Origin of the sequence: Rhodococcus spelaei (assembly GCF_006704125.1) — a bacterium.
GTDB lineage: Bacteria > Actinomycetota > Actinomycetes > Mycobacteriales > Mycobacteriaceae > Rhodococcus_G > Rhodococcus_G spelaei.
This window is the reverse complement of record NZ_VIGH01000008.1, coordinates 54,638-71,522: the sequence shown is the minus strand read 5'-3', so window position 1 is coordinate 71,522 and position 16,885 is coordinate 54,638. Positions and strand designations below refer to the sequence as shown.

At 69.9% G+C, this 16,885-nt stretch carries 16 protein-coding genes; 8 read left to right on the top strand and 8 right to left on the bottom strand.

Annotation, left to right across the window (positions count from 1 at the left end):
- Positions 1 to 120: 120 nt before the first annotated feature.
- On the bottom strand, positions 121 to 423 hold the full coding sequence (locus FK531_RS17320; protein WP_050066107.1) for a DUF4193 domain-containing protein: 303 nt from the start codon (positions 421 to 423) through the stop codon (positions 121 to 123).
- 452 nt (positions 424 to 875) lie between these two features.
- Here FK531_RS17320 and cei point away from each other — a divergent pair, with 452 nt between their 5' ends.
- Positions 876 to 1,568, top strand: coding sequence for an envelope integrity protein Cei (gene cei / locus FK531_RS17315; protein WP_142101542.1), 693 nt, complete (start codon positions 876 to 878; stop codon positions 1,566 to 1,568).
- 8 nt (positions 1,569 to 1,576) lie between these two features.
- Here the strand turns inward: cei and FK531_RS17310 are convergent, their stop codons facing one another.
- Positions 1,577 to 2,509, bottom strand: a complete 933-nt coding sequence (locus FK531_RS17310; protein WP_435531060.1) for an inositol monophosphatase family protein — start codon at positions 2,507 to 2,509, stop codon at positions 1,577 to 1,579.
- 60 nt (positions 2,510 to 2,569) lie between these two features.
- Between FK531_RS17310 and ppgK the strand changes: the two genes are divergently transcribed.
- A complete protein-coding gene (gene ppgK / locus FK531_RS17305; RefSeq protein WP_142101540.1) occupies positions 2,570 to 3,379 on the top strand; it encodes a polyphosphate--glucose phosphotransferase in 810 nt (269 codons plus the stop codon).
- Between the two features lie 120 nt (positions 3,380 to 3,499).
- On the top strand, positions 3,500 to 4,882 hold the full coding sequence (locus FK531_RS17300) for an RNA polymerase sigma factor (protein WP_142101538.1): 1,383 nt from the start codon (positions 3,500 to 3,502) through the stop codon (positions 4,880 to 4,882).
- A gap of 104 nt (positions 4,883 to 4,986) precedes the next feature.
- On the opposite strand, the gene FK531_RS17295 is transcribed toward FK531_RS17300, so the two are convergent.
- The 3 genes from FK531_RS17295 to FK531_RS17285 are packed head-to-tail and all read right to left on the bottom strand — an operon-like array spanning position 4,987 to position 7,015.
- Entirely contained in the window at positions 4,987 to 6,189 is a 1,203-nt protein-coding gene (locus FK531_RS17295; RefSeq protein ID WP_142101536.1) for a cation:proton antiporter, read from the bottom strand.
- Entirely contained in the window at positions 6,186 to 6,668 is a 483-nt protein-coding gene (locus FK531_RS17290) for a cation:proton antiporter regulatory subunit (protein WP_142101534.1), read from the bottom strand. The genes FK531_RS17295 and FK531_RS17290 overlap by 4 nt, the downstream gene beginning before the upstream one ends.
- Entirely contained in the window at positions 6,665 to 7,015 is a 351-nt protein-coding gene (locus FK531_RS17285) for a DUF952 domain-containing protein (protein ID WP_142101958.1), read from the bottom strand. The genes FK531_RS17290 and FK531_RS17285 overlap by 4 nt, the downstream gene beginning before the upstream one ends.
- 227 nt (positions 7,016 to 7,242) lie before the next feature.
- On the opposite strand from FK531_RS17285, the gene FK531_RS17280 reads away from it, so the two are divergent.
- A complete protein-coding gene (locus FK531_RS17280; RefSeq protein ID WP_142101532.1) occupies positions 7,243 to 7,443 on the top strand; it encodes a DUF7455 domain-containing protein in 201 nt (66 codons plus the stop codon).
- Positions 7,444 to 7,544: 101 nt separating this feature from the next.
- On the opposite strand, the gene FK531_RS17275 is transcribed toward FK531_RS17280, so the two are convergent.
- A complete protein-coding gene (locus FK531_RS17275) occupies positions 7,545 to 9,266 on the bottom strand; it encodes a DEAD/DEAH box helicase (RefSeq protein ID WP_142101530.1) in 1,722 nt (573 codons plus the stop codon).
- A 404-nt stretch (positions 9,267 to 9,670) separates the two neighbouring features.
- Here FK531_RS17275 and FK531_RS17270 point away from each other — a divergent pair, with 404 nt between their 5' ends.
- Positions 9,671 to 10,765 carry a YihY/virulence factor BrkB family protein gene (locus FK531_RS17270; RefSeq protein ID WP_435531067.1) on the top strand — a complete coding sequence of 365 codons (1,095 nt, stop codon included), beginning with the start codon at positions 9,671 to 9,673 and terminating at the stop codon, positions 10,763 to 10,765.
- Here FK531_RS17270 and FK531_RS17265 read toward each other — a convergent pair.
- A complete protein-coding gene (locus tag FK531_RS17265) occupies positions 10,738 to 10,974 on the bottom strand; it encodes a DUF3039 domain-containing protein (protein ID WP_142101526.1) in 237 nt (78 codons plus the stop codon). The genes FK531_RS17270 and FK531_RS17265 overlap by 28 nt on opposite strands.
- A gap of 80 nt (positions 10,975 to 11,054) precedes the next feature.
- Here FK531_RS17265 and FK531_RS17260 point away from each other — a divergent pair, with 80 nt between their 5' ends.
- From FK531_RS17260 to FK531_RS17250, 3 genes are all read left to right on the top strand, one after another.
- Positions 11,055 to 11,417 carry a DUF3099 domain-containing protein gene (locus FK531_RS17260; RefSeq protein ID WP_142101523.1) on the top strand — a complete coding sequence of 121 codons (363 nt, stop codon included), beginning with the start codon at positions 11,055 to 11,057 and terminating at the stop codon, positions 11,415 to 11,417.
- A gap of 27 nt (positions 11,418 to 11,444) precedes the next feature.
- Positions 11,445 to 12,938: a DUF7782 domain-containing protein gene (locus FK531_RS17255; protein WP_142101522.1), complete on the top strand. Its 1,494-nt coding sequence runs from the start codon at positions 11,445 to 11,447 to the stop codon at positions 12,936 to 12,938.
- 158 nt (positions 12,939 to 13,096) lie between these two features.
- The gene (locus FK531_RS17250; RefSeq protein ID WP_142101520.1) at positions 13,097 to 14,068 is read left to right on the top strand and encodes a sigma-70 family RNA polymerase sigma factor; all 972 of its coding nucleotides are present in this window, start codon (positions 13,097 to 13,099) and stop codon (positions 14,066 to 14,068) included.
- A gap of 135 nt (positions 14,069 to 14,203) precedes the next feature.
- On the opposite strand, the gene FK531_RS17245 is transcribed toward FK531_RS17250, so the two are convergent.
- Positions 14,204 to 16,873: a bifunctional acetate--CoA ligase family protein/GNAT family N-acetyltransferase gene (locus FK531_RS17245; protein ID WP_246098253.1), complete on the bottom strand. Its 2,670-nt coding sequence runs from the start codon at positions 16,871 to 16,873 to the stop codon at positions 14,204 to 14,206.
- Positions 16,874 to 16,885 lie beyond the last annotated feature (12 nt).

The following is a 16,885-nucleotide window of genomic DNA, read 5'->3' as shown; positions in this document are numbered from 1 at the left end:
GGCACTTGGCATCACGGACGGCCGGTCACCGGGCCGCGGCCGCAGTTCGGCCGGGTCGGACCCCGGTGGACCCGGCCGTGAACCGTTCGAGCCGCGATTCGAGTTTCGTCGTCGCTACCGTCAGGCGGCGCAGTCCATACAGATCATCACGCCGTTGGCGTCGCTCGCGAGCCTGCTCCTGTGATGCACCAGGAAGCAGCTCGAGCACGTGAACTCGTCGGCCTGCTTCGGCACGACCCGCACCGACAGTTCCTCGCCGGACAGGTCGGCACCGGGCAGCTCGAAGGACTCCGCGGTATCCGACTCGTCAACGTCGACGACCGCGGACTGCGCCTCGTTGCGGCGCGCCTTCAACTCCTCCAGCGAATCCTCCGACACCTCATCGGATTCCGAACGCCTCGGTGCGTCGTAGTCGGTTGCCATCTCGTCTTCCCCTCGTCCTCTCTCGTCAACTGTCCCCGTCCCCACGCCCGAGTGGGCGCGCCGCCCATCAGCCGTGTGGCTTCACAACGTGTCAGAACGCGAAATAGTGCCCGAAAGTTAGCGACGGTAAATATGATCCATGCCACATTCTCCGCAACCTGGACTCCTCCGGCTCACCCGTTCTGTCACGATGGGGCCGCCAGACAATAGCCGACCTCGGCGCAAATGTCGCTGTCGAATTCGCCTTGGCCCGAAAACCGTCTGACAATCGTCACAAACATCGGCGCCAACCGAGACATTCCGGGCCGGTCGGCCCCATTTTCCGCGTTCGAGCGCGCGACGCGCCGATCCCCCGACTGAGTCCAACCACACAGTCTCTAGGCTGTCCTTCTCTACGCTGGGCGCATCTGCTCCCGCAGACCATCCCGAACACCGAGAGGTCAGGACGAATCGTGGTTTCACTGATCACCGAGGGTCGCTCCACCGACGACAAGGGTCGGCCGTTCCCACACCGGCGCACCCTGCCGGTCGTCGCGTTGATCTGTGTGCTCGCGGTGCTCGGCGCCGTCGTCTGGTTCCAGGTCCTGACCAAGCCCGACGAGCTGTCGGCCCCGGTCGACTGCAACGCGCCGTCCACCTCCAAGCCGGTCGACCCGAACGCACCCGCACTGCAGCCGCTGGGCAGCCCGGTCTCGTCGAGCAAACTGGTCGACGTCGAGCCCGCCCCGCTCGCCGCGACCAAGGTCCGGGTGTTCAACGCGAACGGCGAACGCGGCCAGGCCGTGCACGTGGCCTCCCAGCTGCGCGACTTCGGGTTCGCGTCGCCGCCCGACGTCCAGGCAGGCAACGACCCCGTCTACGTCGACCAGAACATGCAGTGCCAGGGCCAGATCCGGTTCGGGGCCAACGGTCTCGCCGCGGCCAGCTCCGTGTGGCTCATCGCTCCGTGCGCCGAACTGATCCAGGACGGACGCACCGACGACACCGTCGACTTCGCCCTCGGCACCTACTTCAGCGACCTGCGGCCCAACACCGACGCCGAAGAGGTGCTGGCCTCCCTCAAGAACACCGCACCCGGCAGTGCGGGCAGCGGCGCCCCGGTCGACATCAGCCTGCTCAAGGCGGCCCGGACCGCTCGCTGCTGAGGAACGCGTCAGTCGGGGATCGGCTCGAGCACGCCCAGCTCGGTGAACATCGCGTCGAGTTCCTTCGCGATGCCCGGCGCCGCCGCGACCACCACCGCGCCCGCCGCGCTCATCGTGTCCGGGCTCGGCAGCCGCAGCACCGCGCCCGCCTCGGCCGCGATCAGCGAACCGGCGGCCCAGTCCCACGGGCTGAGCCCGTGCTCGAAGTGCGCGTCGACGCGGCCCGAGGCGACCATGCACAGGTCCAGTGCGGCCGACCCGATCCGCCGGATGTCGCGCACCCGCGGCAGCACACCGGCGATCAGCTCGCCCTGCCGCGACCTGCGGTCACGGCTGTACCCGAAACCGGTGGCCAACAACGACATCGAGACCTCGGAGACCGTGTTGCAACGCAGCCGGTGTGCTTCCCCACCCGCCTCGTGCAGCATTGCGCCATGGCCCCGTGCCGCCGAGTACACCGCTGCCGCGGCGACGTCCACCACGGCACCCGCTACCGACACCCCGTCGACCTGGGCGGCCACCGAGACGGCGAACGCGGGCACCCCGTAGAGAAAGTTCACGGTGCCGTCGATCGGATCGACGATCCATCGCACTCCGGCGGCCGCGCCCGCGTCGCCACCGCCCTCCTCGCCGAGGATGGTGTCGTCGGGACGCGACTGTCCGAGCAGGTCCCGGATCAGGTCCTCGGTCTCGGTGTCCACCACGGTCACCGGATCGGTCGGGGTGGACTTCGTCGCGACCGCCCCGCCGGCCGCCGCGCCGTCCGGGACCGAGTCGCCGACCGCGGCGAAGACCTCGGGCCGACGGCCGGCCACGTGCCGGGCCGCTGCGACGGCGACGCGGACGGCCACCGCCCGCAGGATGCGCGGATCGTCCGCCGATACGCCCGGGCCGGGGTCGACGAGGTCGCTGAGGGCGGGATGGTTCTCGAAAAGCGGCACGCCCCATGGTGCCTGACAAGTTCGCGGCCTGCAGCGCCCCCAGCCACTATCGTGACGAGCATGGCGGAATCGACGATTGAACAGTCATCGGCGAGTGCGGTCACGGCGGCTTCCGGCTCGACGCGTCGGGGCTTCGGCGTCGACGTCGGCGGCAGCGGCATCAAGGGCGGCGTCGTCGACCTCGAGACCGGTCAGCTGATCGGCGAACGGATCAAGATCGAGACTCCGCAGCCGTCGACTCCGGAGGCCGTCGCAGCGACCGTCCGGGAGATCGTGGCCGCGGCGGCCTGGGAGGGCTCCGTCGGCGTCACCCTGCCCGCGGTGGTGACCGCCGGGGTGGCCCGGACCGCCGCCAACATCGACAAGTCGTGGATCGACACGGACGCCCGCGCCCTGTTCGCAGGCGCGCTCGGCGGCCGCCCCGTCACTGTTCTCAACGACGCGGACGCCGCGGGCATCGCGGAGGACCGGTACGGGGCGGGCAAGGACGTCGACGGCGTCGTGGTGCTGCTGACCTTCGGTACCGGCATCGGGTCCGCGATCCTCAACCACGGGGTGCTGCTGCCGAACACCGAGTTCGGGCACATGGAGGTCGACGGCAAGGAAGCCGAGCACCGCGCGTCGTCCGCGGCGAAGGAACGCCACGACCAGTCGTACAAGGCGTGGTCGAAGGAGGTGTCCCGGGTGCTCACCCGGATCGAGGACCTGCTGTGGCCGGACCTGTTCGTCGCCGGCGGTGGAATCAGCCGCAAGGCCGAGAAATGGATCCCCCACCTGACCAACCGGACACCGGTCGTGGCGGCATCGTTGCTGAACACGGCGGGCATCGTGGGCGCCGCACTCGCCGCGGAGACCAGCATCGGGACATAACCACTCACGACGATAGTTACAATGGTGAGGCCGACGTCCAAGCCGGCCAAACTCAACTGACCTCTCCGCCGGAAACTTCTCTGGCGTGACGCCGCACGATTCCGTCACGAAAGGGCGTACGTGGCCGCCACCGAAACAAGTCAGACCGCCGAACCGAGCACCGAATCGGCGTCCGCTGCAGCCGCGGCGACCACCGGCACCGCCCCCGCGAAGAAGGCCGCGGCCAAGAAGGCACCCGCGAAGAAGGCTGCCGCCAAGAAGGCACCTGCCAAGAAGGCCGCCGCCAAGAAGGCACCCGCCAAGAAGGCCGCGGTGAAGAAGGCCCCGGCGAAGAAGGCTGCCGGCAAGGCCGGCGACCCGGACGTGATGGACGAGGGTGTCGACGAAGCCGACATGGCGGACCTCGAGGTCCCCGAGGGCGATCTCACCGACGAGGTCGTCGAGGTCGTCGCCGTCGGTGAAGACGAAGAGGAGACCACGGCCGAGGAGCCGTCCGAGAAGGACAAGGCCTCCGGCGACTTCGTGTGGGACGAGGAGGAGTCCGAGGCGCTGCGCCAGGCCCGCAAGGACGCCGAACTCACCGCCTCCGCCGACTCCGTCCGCGCGTACCTCAAGCAGATCGGCAAGGTCGCCCTCCTCAACGCCGAGGAGGAGGTCGAACTCGCCAAGCGCATCGAGGCGGGCCTGTACGCCACGCAGCTGATGGCCGAGCACGCCGAGAAGGGCGAGAAGCTCCCGGTCGCGCAGCGCCGCGACATGAACTGGATCTGCCGCGACGGCAACCGGGCGAAGAACCACCTCCTCGAAGCCAACCTGCGCCTGGTGGTCTCGCTGGCCAAGCGCTACACCGGCCGCGGTATGGCCTTCCTCGACCTCATCCAGGAGGGCAACCTCGGCCTGATCCGCGCGGTCGAGAAGTTCGACTACACCAAGGGCTACAAGTTCTCCACGTACGCCACCTGGTGGATCCGTCAGGCCATCACCCGCGCCATGGCCGACCAGGCCCGCACCATCCGCATCCCGGTGCACATGGTCGAGGTCATCAACAAGCTCGGCCGCATCCAGCGCGAACTGCTCCAGGACCTGGGCCGCGAGCCCACTCCGGAGGAGCTCGCCAAGGAGATGGACATCACGCCCGAGAAGGTGCTGGAGATCCAGCAGTACGCGCGTGAGCCGATCTCGCTGGACCAGACCATCGGCGACGAGGGCGACAGCCAGCTCGGTGACTTCATCGAGGACTCCGAGGCGGTCGTGGCCGTCGACGCGGTGAGCTTCACGCTGCTGCAGGACCAGTTGCAGTCGGTGCTCGAGACGCTCTCCGAGCGTGAAGCGGGCGTGGTCCGCCTGCGCTTCGGCCTCACCGACGGCCAGCCGCGCACCTTAGACGAGATCGGCCAGGTCTACGGCGTCACGCGTGAGCGCATCCGCCAGATCGAGTCGAAGACCATGTCGAAGCTGCGGCACCCGTCGCGCTCGCAGGTGCTGCGGGACTACCTGGACTAATCGCCCGGTTCTCCCCGACCCCGATGCCCCGTCACCGCTACCGGTGGCGGGGCATCGTCGCGTTAGTGGGGCGCCGTTGTGTGGAGCGTCGTCGCGTGGTCGGACTACTCCTGCGCCCGCACCGGCGACTGCCCGCCGGCCGGGGGAACCAGCCGCAGAGCCAGTCGAGCGACCGGCTCGACCACCCGCGCCGCGACCGGCCCGAGTATCGCCATCAACAGCACGTAGGCCGTCGCCAGCGCGGCCAGTTCCCCCTCGACCGCTCCGGCCGACACGGCGAGGCCGGCGATGACGATGGAGAACTCCCCGCGCGCCACCAGCGCGGCGCCCGCCCTCGCCTGACCAATCCGGGCGACACCCTGCCGCCGAGCCGCCCACACCCCCGTCAGCAGCTTCGTCACGGTCGTCACGACCGCCAGCAGCACCGCCCAGCCCAGTACCGGCGGGATGGTGGTCGGGTCCGTGTTGAGCCCGAACACCACGAAGAACATCGCCGCGAACAGGTCACGCAGCGGCTCGAGCACCTTGGCCGCGTTGCGGGCGGTCGAACCGGAGATCGCGATACCGAGCAGAAAGGCGCCCACCGCCGCCGACACCTGCAGCGCCGAGGCGATGCCGGCCACCAGCAGCGCGGCGCCGAGCAGCTTGAGCAGGAACACCTCCCGGTCCTTGCTGTCGACAATCGCGGAGACGTAATGCCCGTACCGCAGCGCGACCACCAACACCGCGGCAACCACGCACAGCGAGATCGCGAGGGCCTTCAGCCCGCCGACGAACCCGACCCCGGCGAGCAGTGCCGTCAGGATGGGCAGGTAGACGGCCATGGTGAGGTCCTCGAACACCAGGATCGAGAGCACCACCGGGGTTTCCCGGTTGCCGAGCCGGCCCAGGTCGCCGAGGACCTTCGCGACGATTCCGGACGAGGAAATGTAGGTCACGCCCCCGAGGGCGAGGGCCCCGATCGGACCCCACCCCAACACCAACGCCACCACCGCGCCCGGTGTCGCGTTGAGCACGATGTCGAGGACACCGCCCATCCACGACTTCCGCATCCCGGTGACCAACTCGGAGGCGGTGTACTCGAGGCCCAGTAGCAACAACAGCAACACCACGCCGATCTCGCTGGCCAGGTGCCCGAACTCGCCGATGTCGCCGAGCTTGAAGAAACCGCCCTCGCCGAAACAGAGCCCACCGATGAGGTACAGCGGGATCGGCGACATACCGACCCGACCGGCGAGGCGGCCCAGGATCCCGAGCGTGAAGAAGACCGCGCCGAGCTGGATCAGAGCGAGCGCGGTACTACTCATCCGTGATGGAGTATTTTCGTCGCGCCGTCGAGCCCGTCCGAGGTACCGACGGCGACCAGCAGGTCACCCTCGGTGAGGTTGAAATCCGGTGTCGGCGAAGGGTACACGTGGCCCGCGCGCATCACCGCCACCACCGACACCCCGGTGCGGGTGCGCAGCGCCGTCTCGCCGAGGGTGCGGCCGTCGAACGGCGACTCCTCGGTGATCGGCAGCTGCCGGGTGTTGATACCGGGCAGGTCCCGGTGTTCCTCACGCAACTGCGCGACCAGCTGCGGTGCGCCGAGCAGGTTCCCGAGCACCGCCGCCTCCTCGTCGGTCAGCGGGATCGAGGCCATACAGGCGTCGGGGTCGTCCTTCTTCGACACGATGAGGTCGGTGCCGCCGTCACGATGCGTGACCACGCCGACGCGTCGCCCGGTGGTCAGCTCGAAATCCTTGCGGATGCCGATACCGGGAAGAGGAGTCACTTCCACGTTCATGTCTCAACGGTAGCGCCGTGCGCCTCCGGCCGGGCGAACACGCCGTTCCCGTCGGGCCGGTAGTCGTGGACGGCCGTGACCGACGCCGCGGGCAGCGGGCCGTACAGGTGCGGGAAGAGCATCGAGTCCGGGTCGCCGGGGACGCCCGGTTCCCAGCGCAGCTCCGAGCCCAGCCGGTCGGCATCCAGGTACAGCAGGACCAGGTCGGTGCGCCCGGCGAACAGTCGATTCGCCGGCAGGTGCACCTGCTCGGTGGTCGACAGGTGGACGAAGCCGTCGGCCTCGAAGGTCTCGGGCACACGCCTGCCTGCCGACTGCGCGCGTTCCCACTGCGCGGCCGTGCACATGTGCACCAGGATCGGATCGCTCACCCGCGCAGACTATCCCGACGCCACCACTGTGACCTGCGCCACTCGATTCCGCGTGTTCGTTGTTAGTGAAACCACAAAGAAACGCCGACGGGAACAACCTTCGAACGCCAAACGTCTGACAGAGTGAATCCACCGCGCCATTCCGACGCGGCGGACCAGGCCCCAGGCCTCCGGGTCACACCGGAAGCCAGTACGGAGGAGTCATGCCCGGAACACTGACCAGCCCCCCGTTGACCGCTGCCGACCGGTGCGACCGGTGCGGTGCCGGAGCCCGCGTGCGCGCGGTGCTCACCTCTGGTGGAGAACTCCTCTTCTGCCAGCACCACGCCAACGAGCATGAGGATCGACTCCGTTCGATGAACGCCACCATCGTTTCCGGCGCCATCGACGAGGCGACGATCTAGGCCGTCAGCAGTACCGGGCACCCGGCCACCGGGTCCCCACAGCAACGAGAGAGCCCGCACCGTTCCGGTGCGGGCTCTCTCGCGTCTACCACCGTCCGCGTCTACCACCGCCGCAGCGTGGCGATCCGCTCGGTGAGCTGGTCGACCGTCGCGATGGCGGTCGGCGGTCCCCCGCACACCCGCCTCAGCTCGCCGTGGATCCAGCCGTGCGGCTTGCCGGTGCGGTGATGGGTCATCGCGACCAGCCCGTTGAGTTCCTTACGCAGTTCCGCGAGCTTGGTGGCCGAGGCGACCCGGTCCGCGACGGCGGCCGGCGCGGCCACCGGCGGCGGGGCCTGCTTCTCGAGCTGGCTGGACTGCCGCTCGCGCAGCAGCGCCCGCATCTGGTCGGCGTCGAGCAGTCCCGGCAGGCCCAGGTAGTCGGCCTCCTCGTCGCTGCCGGCGAAGGTCGCGGTGCCGAACGAGGAACCGTCGTAGATGACCTGGTCCAACTCGGCGTCGGCGCCGAGCGAGGTGAACGCCTTCTCCTCCTCGCCGGGCTCGTCCTTCTGCTTGTTCGCGTCGACGAGCAGTTCGTCGTCGAGGCCGTCCTTCTCCCGGTGCGGCTTGCCGAGCACGTGGTCGCGCTGCACCTCGAGCTGGCTGGCGAGGTCCAGCAGCACCGGCACCGACGGCACGAAGACGCTGGCCGTCTCGCCCTTCGCGCGCGACCGCACGAATCGGCCGATCGCCTGCGCGAAGTACAGCGGGGTCGACGCACTGGTCGCGTACACCCCGACCGCCAGGCGCGGGACGTCGACGCCCTCGGACACCATCCGCACCGCGACCATCCACGGGTCGGTGTTCGCACTGAACTCGGCGATCCGCTTCGAGGCGGACGGGTCGTCGGACAGCACGACCGTCGGCGGACGCCCGGTGATGGTCTCGAGGATCTTCGCGTAGGCCCGGGCCACTGTCTGGTCGGTCGCGATGACCAGGCCGCCGGCGTCCGGCATCCCGCCGGCGCGCAGCTGGGCGAGCCGGGTGTTCGCGGCGGCCAACACGGCGGGGATCCAGTCGCCGCCCGGATCGAGCGCGGTGCGCCAGGCCCGCGCGGTCTGCTCGGCGTTGAGCGGTTCGCCGAGGCGTGCGCTGAACTCCTCGCCCGCGCTGGTCCGCCAGCGCGCCTCACCGGAGTACGCCAGGAACACCACCGGCCGCACCACGCCGTCGGCCAGCGCGTCGGAGTAGCCGTAGGCGTGGTCGGCCTTCGACCGCATCAGGCCCTCGCGGTCGGGCTCGTACTGCACGAACGGGATGGCGCTGTCGTCGCTGCGGAACGGGGTTCCGGTCAGCGCCAGCCTGCGGGTCGCCGGGTCGTAGGCCTCCCGGATCGCGTCGCCCCAGCTCTTGGCGTCACCACCGTGGTGGATCTCGTCGAGGATCACCAACGTGCGCCGGTTCTCGGTGCGCACCCGGTGCCGGGCCGGATGCGACGCCACCTGGGCGTACGTGACGACCACGCCGTGATAGTCGGCGGAGGTCTGGCCGGTCGAGTTCGAGAAGTTCGAGTCGAGCGCGATGCCGATGCGGGCGGCGGACGCGGCCCACTGGTGTTTGAGGTGCTCGGTCGGCGCAACCACCGTCACCTGGTCGATCGTGCGGTCGCCGAGCAGTTCCGCGGCGACCCGCAGCGCGAACGTGGTCTTACCTGCACCCGGGGTGGCCACCGCGAGGAAATCACGCGGCTTGGTGGCCAGGTACTTCGCGAGGGCGCGGCGCTGCCACGCTCGGAGGGTGGCGACGGGTGCGGGGGTGGTCTGTTCGGAATTACCCGTGAGCACTGTCGCTTCCGCTCCTTACTCGACCGCAGTCGTGGCCCGATGATGTCCGGTCCGGCTGGCGTCCGACACTCGAAGTGCCGGTCACTCCACTGGCTCCGCTCCGTCGACGAGCCTAACGCGGCCGACCGACCTTCTCCGCATCCGACGACCCGTCGGTGAGCGGTGTCGCAGCGTCGCCCGGGCCACAATTTCGCCGACACGGACACCACGGTTGTGCCGACGCGCGGGCAGTCAGGAATGCTGGAACCATCATGAGTGAGCCGATCCGGGGGCAGCACGCGGGCGAAACGCCCGAGGAGTCTGTCTGTGAACCCGAGGCTTCGCCCGAGGGGCAGGCCGGCGACACCTGTCCAGCCGCGCCGGAGAGCGAGCGGGGATTCCGTCCCCTGCACACGGCGTGGCGGGTGATCGCGCGCACCGCGACCAAGGCGTGGGGCGACTCGATCTTCGGCAAGGCCGCGACTGCCGCGTTCTGGCAGACACTCTCGCTTCCCCCACTGCTGCTCGGACTTCTCGGGTCGATCGGCTACGTCGGCGGCTGGTTCGGACCGGACACGGTGAACATCATCGAGTCGAAGATCATCACGTTCAGTCGCAGCGCGTTCAGCGAGAACGTCGTCGACCAGATCATTCAGCCGACCGTCAACGACGTGCTCGGCCGCGGCAGGCCGGAGATCATCTCGGCGGGCTTCCTGCTGTCGCTGTGGGCGGGGTCGTCGGCGATCTCGACCTTCGTCGACTCGATCGTCGAGGCGCACGGGCAGAAGGACGCCCGCCATCCCGTCTGGCAGCGGATCTTCGCACTGCTGCTCTACGTGATGTTCCTGGTCGTGTCGGTGTTCGTGCTGCCCCTCGTCGCGCTGGGACCGACCCTCATCGGCCGGGTGTTGCCGGAGTCCTGGCATGCCGTGGGTTCGCAGGCGGTCGACACGTTCTACTACCCGGCGGTGGGACTGCTGCTGATCGTCGGGTTGACCACGCTCTACAAAGTCGCCCTGCCCAAGTCGCTGCCGTGGCACCGACTGCTGTGCGGGTCGCTCCTCGCGGGCGTCTTCTTCATGGCGGCGAGCGCGATCCTGCGCCGGTACCTGACCTGGGTGACCGGGACCGGCTACACGTACGGGGCGTTGGCCACCCCGATCGCGTTCCTGCTGTTCACGTTCTTCCTCGGCTTCGCGGTGGTTCTGGGCGCCCAGTTCAACGCGACGATCCAGGAGTTCTGGCCCGCCCGCGCCACTCGGATCGAGCAGATGCGGGAATGGCTGGCCGCGCAGGCCGCGACCGCGGCGCCCGTCACCGCGCCGATCGGCACGGTGACGAACCTCACCCGCAAGCTGGCGTCCGCGCCGATCCGTATCGCAGGACCCGAACGGGGTCGGCACGAGGCACCGGAAGCCGACGAGGCTGCGGCGAACGTGCTGGAGACGGGCGCCGACGCGGCGGTGCCGTCACCGCCGGTCCCCGCGCCGGCTCACTCGCCGGGACGCAACCCCTCGTAGATCTTCTTGCAGTCGGGGCACACCGGCGAGCCCGGCTTGGCGGACTTGGTCACGGGGAACACCTCGCCGCACAGGGCCACGACGTGCGTGCCCATGACAGCGCTCTCGGCGATCTTGTTCTTCTTCACGTAGTGGAAGAACTTCGGGGCGTCGTCGTCGGTCGACTCGTCGGTGGTGGTGTCGGGACGTTCCTTGGTCTGAGTGCTCACCCGTCCATGATGACGCATTCCGGGCCGGTCCGGCGAGACCCGGTAGTGCATTCGGCGAACACAAGTGGGAGGGTAGAGATATGGCACCAGGTTCCGGATTCCATCACGCGGACGAGTCTGACGACGCGTCCCGGAACCCGATTCTCATCACCGACGCGGCGCAGTCCTTCGAGGAGCAGCAGCGCGTCCGGATCCGCAAGTACACGATCCTGATGGCGATCCGCATCCCCGCCCTCGTGCTCGCCGCCATCGCCTACGGCGAATGGCACAACGCACTGATCAGCCTCGCGATCATCGGTGCGTCGATCCCGCTGCCGTGGATCGCGGTCCTGGTCGCGAACGACCGTCCGCCGCGCCGGCCGGACGAGCCCCGACGCTACGACCACAAGCCGCCGCCGCGGCCCGCCATCGAATCACCCGGGCAGCACACGATCGAGGGCTGAATCCTTCCCGCCTGCAAGACTGTCCGCGTGAACCGCGAACTGCTCTCCCTCTGCGGCCCGCTGCGCGAGGCCCTGCACCGAACCGAGTACACCGCCGACGCCCTGCTCGACGCGCTCGGCGACGACGCGCACGCGGCCCTGGGCCGTGGCGAGCCGGTGCCGGTTCGTCGCGCCACCCGCGACGCGGGCGAACTGGGACTGCTGGCCCGACTGTTCCTGCTGGGCGACGACTGCGCCGCGACCGACGTCGCGTCCGCCCTCGCACCGGTGAACCTCGACCAGGCAGTGGCCGCCGGCCTGCTCGAACGCGACGGCGCCCTGGTGCGGGCCGCGCTGGACCTGCGGCCGATGGACCTGGGCGGGGGCAACCACTGGGTGCTCTCCGACCTCGACGCCAGCATGCGACCGCGGACCACGAGCCCCGACCATGTGCTCGGAGTGGGTCACGCCTCGCTGTCGCTGCTGCGCGGGACGCCGACCGCCGCGACCGGGTCGGTGCTCGACATCGGTACCGGCTGCGGAATCCAGGCCCTGCATGCGACCGGGTACGCACGCTCCGTCACCGCCACCGACATCAACCTGCGCGCCCTCGAGTTGTCGGCGGCGACGTTCGCGCTCAACGAGGTGGACGTCGACCTGCTCGCCGGGTCGTGGTTCGAGCCTGTCGCCGGTCGCCGCTTCGACCGGGTGGTCGCCAATCCCCCGTTCGTGGTCGGCCGGGCACGGGTCGAGCACACCTACCGCGATTCGGGCCTCGATCTCGACGGCGCCAGCGAGCTGATGATCTCCCGGGCGATCGACCACCTCGAGCCGGGCGGCACCGCCTCGATGCTGGCGTCCTGGTTGCACGTCGACGGGGAGGACTGGCGCTCCCGCGTGGCGTCGTGGCTGCCCGCGCACGGGGTGGACGCGTGGATCGTGCAGCGCGACGTCGCCGATCCCGCGTTGTACGTGGGCACCTGGATGCGCGACGCCGGACTCGACCCCCGCGATCCGGCGACCGCCGCGCAGGCCGAGGCGTGGTTGGCGCACTTCGCGGACAACGACGTCGAGGGCATCGGATTCGGCTTCGTCTACCTGCGTCGCACCGACGAAGCCAGCGACGTGCTGGCCGAGGACCTGCGGCACGGCTACAGCGACCCGCTCGGCGACGAGGCGCTCGGCTACTTCGACCGGGTCGCGTGGCTGCGCGAGCGCGACGTGCTCGAGAGCCGTTTCCTCGTGGCGCCGTCGACCGCGCTGGAGCGGGTCTACCTACCGGGCGACGAGGGCTGGCGTCAGGTGGTCGCGCGGGTGCACCGCGGCGACGGGCCCGCCTGGCAGCACGAGGTGGACGACCTTGCCGCGGCGCTGCTCGGCGGAATGCGCGCCGACGGTCTGGTGTTGAACGAGCTGGTCGAGCTGCTCGCGGCCGCCCACGGTGAGGGCGCCGAGCAGCTCGTCGAGGCTTCCGTGCCCCTGGTGCACTCCCTGGTTCGGCACGGGCTGGTGCTGCCTGCGGACCTCGCGCCCGCCGGGTAGTCACGGCCCCGTTCCCGGCTCGGTGTCTTCTCAGTAACTTCTCAGGACCGGTTTCGCAAACACGCAGGTCAGACGCGTTGTGACGCAGGTCGCCCGGGAACTTTGGCCGGTGGTGTGGCGTTGAGCCATATGAGACACCACCGATGAGGAGGCAGGTCATGACGAGCCCCACCACGACCCACCGAGCACGTCCCACCGCCGAGGACCTGGACGCCCAGAGCCCGGCTGCGGACCTGGTTCGCGTCTACCTGAACGGGATCGGCCGCACCGCGCTGCTGACCGCCGCGGAGGAGGTCGAGCTCGCGAGGCGGATCGAAGCGGGCCTGTATGCGACGCACGTGCTCGAGACCGGCAAGCGGCTGACCGCAGCGAAGAAGCGGGACCTGGCGACGATCGTGCGCGAGGGCCAGTCGGCACGCAGCCACCTGCTCGAGGCCAACCTGCGGCTGGTGGTGTCGCTCGCCAAGCGCTACACCGGCCGCGGCATGCCGTTGCTGGACCTGATCCAGGAGGGCAACCTGGGCCTGATCCGCGCGATGGAGAAGTTCGACTACGCCAAGGGCTTCAAGTTCTCGACCTACGCCACCTGGTGGATTCGTCAGGCGATCACCCGCGGCATGGCCGATCAGTCGCGCACCATCCGGCTGCCCGTCCACCTGGTCGAGCAGGTCAACAAGTTGGCACGGATCAAGCGCGAGCTGCATCAGCAACTCGGCCGCGAGGCCACCGACGACGAACTCTCGAGCGAGTCGGGAATTCCGGTCGCGAAGATCGCGGACCTGCTCGACCACAGCCGCGACCCGGTGAGCCTGGACATGCCGGTCGGCAGTGACGAGGAGGCACCGCTCGGCGACTTCATCGAGGACTCCGAGGCCACGTCCGCGGAGAGCGCGGTCATCGCCGGTCTGCTGCACAGCGACATCCGCAGCGTGCTGTCCACGCTCGACGAGCGCGAGCAGCAGGTCATCCGGTTGCGCTACGGACTCGACGACGGCCAGCCCCGCACGCTCGACCAGATCGGCAAGATCTTCGGCCTCTCCCGCGAACGAGTCCGCCAGATCGAGCGTGAGGTGATGGGCAAGCTGCGTCAGGGCGAGCGGGCCGACCGCCTGCGTTCCTACGCCAGCTGACCCTCGTCCCCCCGAACCGGTGGGCTGACGGTCACTCCCCCTGTCCGCAGTCCACCCAGCGCGCCGGTCGATCCACCAGGCTCCTCCCCCCTCAGGAGCCGGATCGACCGGCGCGACTACGTTCCCTGTGCGCCGCTACCGCAACCGGCGGGGACCGAAGTCCGCTCGGCTCCACTCGGGGCCGATCCGGACTCGTGAGTCGGTGACCCTCGCGCCGTCCGCACTGGCGAGCACCGGCTCGCACACCAGTTCCCGGACCTCCGGCAGATCGTCGCCGAGCGCGGAGATCCGCTGCACCAACTCCACCAGCGCGGCCTTGTCCACCACCGGGGCGCTCCGGTAGCCCGACAGCAGCGGGGCCGCCTTGGGCGCCTCGATCAGCTCGGCGGCCTCGGCCTCGGTCACCGGCAGGACGCGGTAGGCGCGGTCGCCGAGCAGACCCGAGATGACGCCGGCGAGACCGAACGAGACCAGCGAGCCGAACGACGGGTCGTCCTGCACACCGATCACGCAGCCGATTCCCTTGGTCGCCATCCGTTGCACGTGCAGCAACGGCTCACCGGACGCGGCGGCGAGGTCGCGGTAGGCGGCGCGCACCGCGTCCGGGGTGTAGATGTCGAGCCGCACCCCGCCGAGGTCCGGCCGGTGCCGCCACTGCTCGCCGGTGGCCTTGACCGCCACCGGAAATCCCAGTGCCTCCGCGGCGGCGACGGCCTCGTCCTCCGAGTTCGCGGCGGCGAAGTCCACCACCGGGATGCCGTAACAGGCGAGCAGTTCGGCGGCCTCGAAGTCGGTGAGCCAACGTCCCTCCCCGTCGCCCAGCCACGACTGCACCAACCTCGCCGCGCGGTCGGCATCGATGCCGTCCGGACGCACCACGGTCGAGCTCGGCCGCACCTTCCACTGGGCGTAGCGCCAGGCCCTGGCCAGCGCGAGCACCGCCCGCTCCGGGCCCGGGTACGAGGGCACCGATCCGCGGACCGGGTTGCCGTCCGGCCCGAGTACCGCCAGCACATCCGGAATGCCTTCCGCGGCAAGGAAGGTCGTGACGATCGGCTTGCCGGTGTCGCGAGCGGCGTCACGCAGGGCCTTCGCGTACGGTTCGGCGTCCATCGCCACCGGCGGCACGAACAGCGCGATCACCGAGTCCACCTCCTCGTCGGCGATCGCCGCACTCACCGCACCGGCGAACTCCTCGGGGCTCGCCTGCGCGCGGAGGTCGACCGGACCGGCGACCGTCAGTCCCTCGGAGCGGGCCGCGTCCGCGGCCAGCACCCCGAGCGCGGTCGAGTTCCCGACCACCGCGACGCGCGGGCCGGCGGGCAACGGCTGGTAGCCGAAAAGCACGGCGCAGTCGAAGAGTTGGTCGATCGAGCCGACCTGCACCACCCCGGCCTGTTCGAACAGCGCGGCGACGATGGAGTCGTCGATCTCCACGCTGGTGGCCTTGAGCGCGGGCGGCACCGCGTGCCTGCCCGACTTGACCGCGACGATCGGCTTGTTGCGCGCCACGCGACGCGCGATCCGGGAGAACTTGCGGGGGTTGCCGAAGCTCTCCAGGTACAGCAGCACGACCTCGGTCTCCGGGTCCGAATCCCAGTACTGCAGAAGGTCGTTGCCGGAGACGTCGGCGCGGTTGCCTGCGGAGACGAAGGTGGACAGCCCGAGCCGCCGGCGTGCGGCCTCGTCGAGGATCGCGATGCCCAGCGCGCCGGACTGGCAGAAGAACCCGACGCGGCCGCCGTGCGGCAGTGCGGGCGCGAGCGTGGCGTTGAGGCGGACCGCGCCGTTGGTGTTGGCCACCCCCAACGCGTTCGGCCCGACCAGCCGCATGCCGTGTGCTCGCGCCGCGTGGACCAGTCGCCGTTCGGAACTGACCCCGTCCGGGCCGGACTCACCGAAACCGGCGGACACCACGACCAGCGCCTTCACACCCTTGGCCAGGCAGTCGTCGAGGACGGCGTCGATGGCCTCGGCGGGCACCGCGACCACAGCCAGGTCCACGTCGTCGGGGATCTCGTGCACGGACGGATAGGCGCGCACCCCGCGCACCGAACGGTGCTCGGCGTTGACCGGGTAGACCGCGCCGGCGAAGCCGGCACCGAGCAGGTTGCGCAGCACCGCGTTACCGATCTTCGCGCTGTCGGTGGACGCTCCGATCACCGCGACCGACTGTGGGCTGAGCAGGTTGCGCACGCTCCGAGCCTCCGCTGCCCGCTCCCGCGCGTTGCGGACCGTCAGCAGCGCCTCGGTGGGGTCGATCGCGAACTCGAGCCGCAGCACGCCGCCGTCGAAGCTGCGGCTGACCTGGTAGCCGGCCTCGCGGAACACACTGACCATGTTGCGGTTCTCGGCGAGCACCTCCGCGACGAACATCGTCAGACCGTTTTCGGCGGCCGCGCCCGCGAGGTGCTCGAGCAGGATCGGGCCGAGGCCCCGGCCCTGGTGCGCGTCAGCGACGACGAACGCGACCTCCGCGGAATTGCCGTCCCCGACGTCGAGCAGTCGCTCGTACCGGCCCACCGCGATGATCTCGTCGCCGAGCTCCGCGACGAACGCCACCCTGTTGTGGTGGTCGACCGTGGTGAACCGCACCACGTCGCGGTTGGACATGGTCGGGTACGGCCCGAAGTAGCGCAGGTAACGGGTGCGTTCGGACAGCTTGGCGTGGAACGCGATCAGCTTGTCCGCGTCCGCAGGCAGGATCGGCCGCAGGTGCACCACGCCGCCGTCGGTGGCGAGCACGTCCGCGAGCCAGTGCGCGGGAAACGGCGGCCGCAGGCCGGACTGTCGGGTCGGCGGCAGCGCCGACGACTC

Bases quoted from the DNA above. Each gene is read 5' to 3' on its own strand.
- FK531_RS17250 (WP_142101520.1), top strand. From the start codon at position 13,097: ATGACGAGCCCCACCACGACCCACCGAGCACGTCCCACCGCCGAGGAC.
- FK531_RS17290 (WP_142101534.1), bottom strand. From the start codon at position 6,668: ATGAACGTGGAAGTGACTCCTCTTCCCGGTATCGGCATCCGCAAGGAT.
- FK531_RS17280 (WP_142101532.1), top strand. From the start codon at position 7,243: ATGCCCGGAACACTGACCAGCCCCCCGTTGACCGCTGCCGACCGGTGC.
- FK531_RS17285 (WP_142101958.1), bottom strand. From the start codon at position 7,015: ATGTGCACGGCCGCGCAGTGGGAACGCGCGCAGTCGGCAGGCAGGCGT.
- FK531_RS17295 (WP_142101536.1), bottom strand. From the start codon at position 6,189: ATGAGTAGTACCGCGCTCGCTCTGATCCAGCTCGGCGCGGTCTTCTTC.
- ppgK (WP_142101540.1), top strand. From the start codon at position 2,570: ATGGCGGAATCGACGATTGAACAGTCATCGGCGAGTGCGGTCACGGCG.
- FK531_RS17260 (WP_142101523.1), top strand. From the start codon at position 11,055: ATGGCACCAGGTTCCGGATTCCATCACGCGGACGAGTCTGACGACGCG.
- FK531_RS17320 (WP_050066107.1), bottom strand. From the start codon at position 423: ATGGCAACCGACTACGACGCACCGAGGCGTTCGGAATCCGATGAGGTG.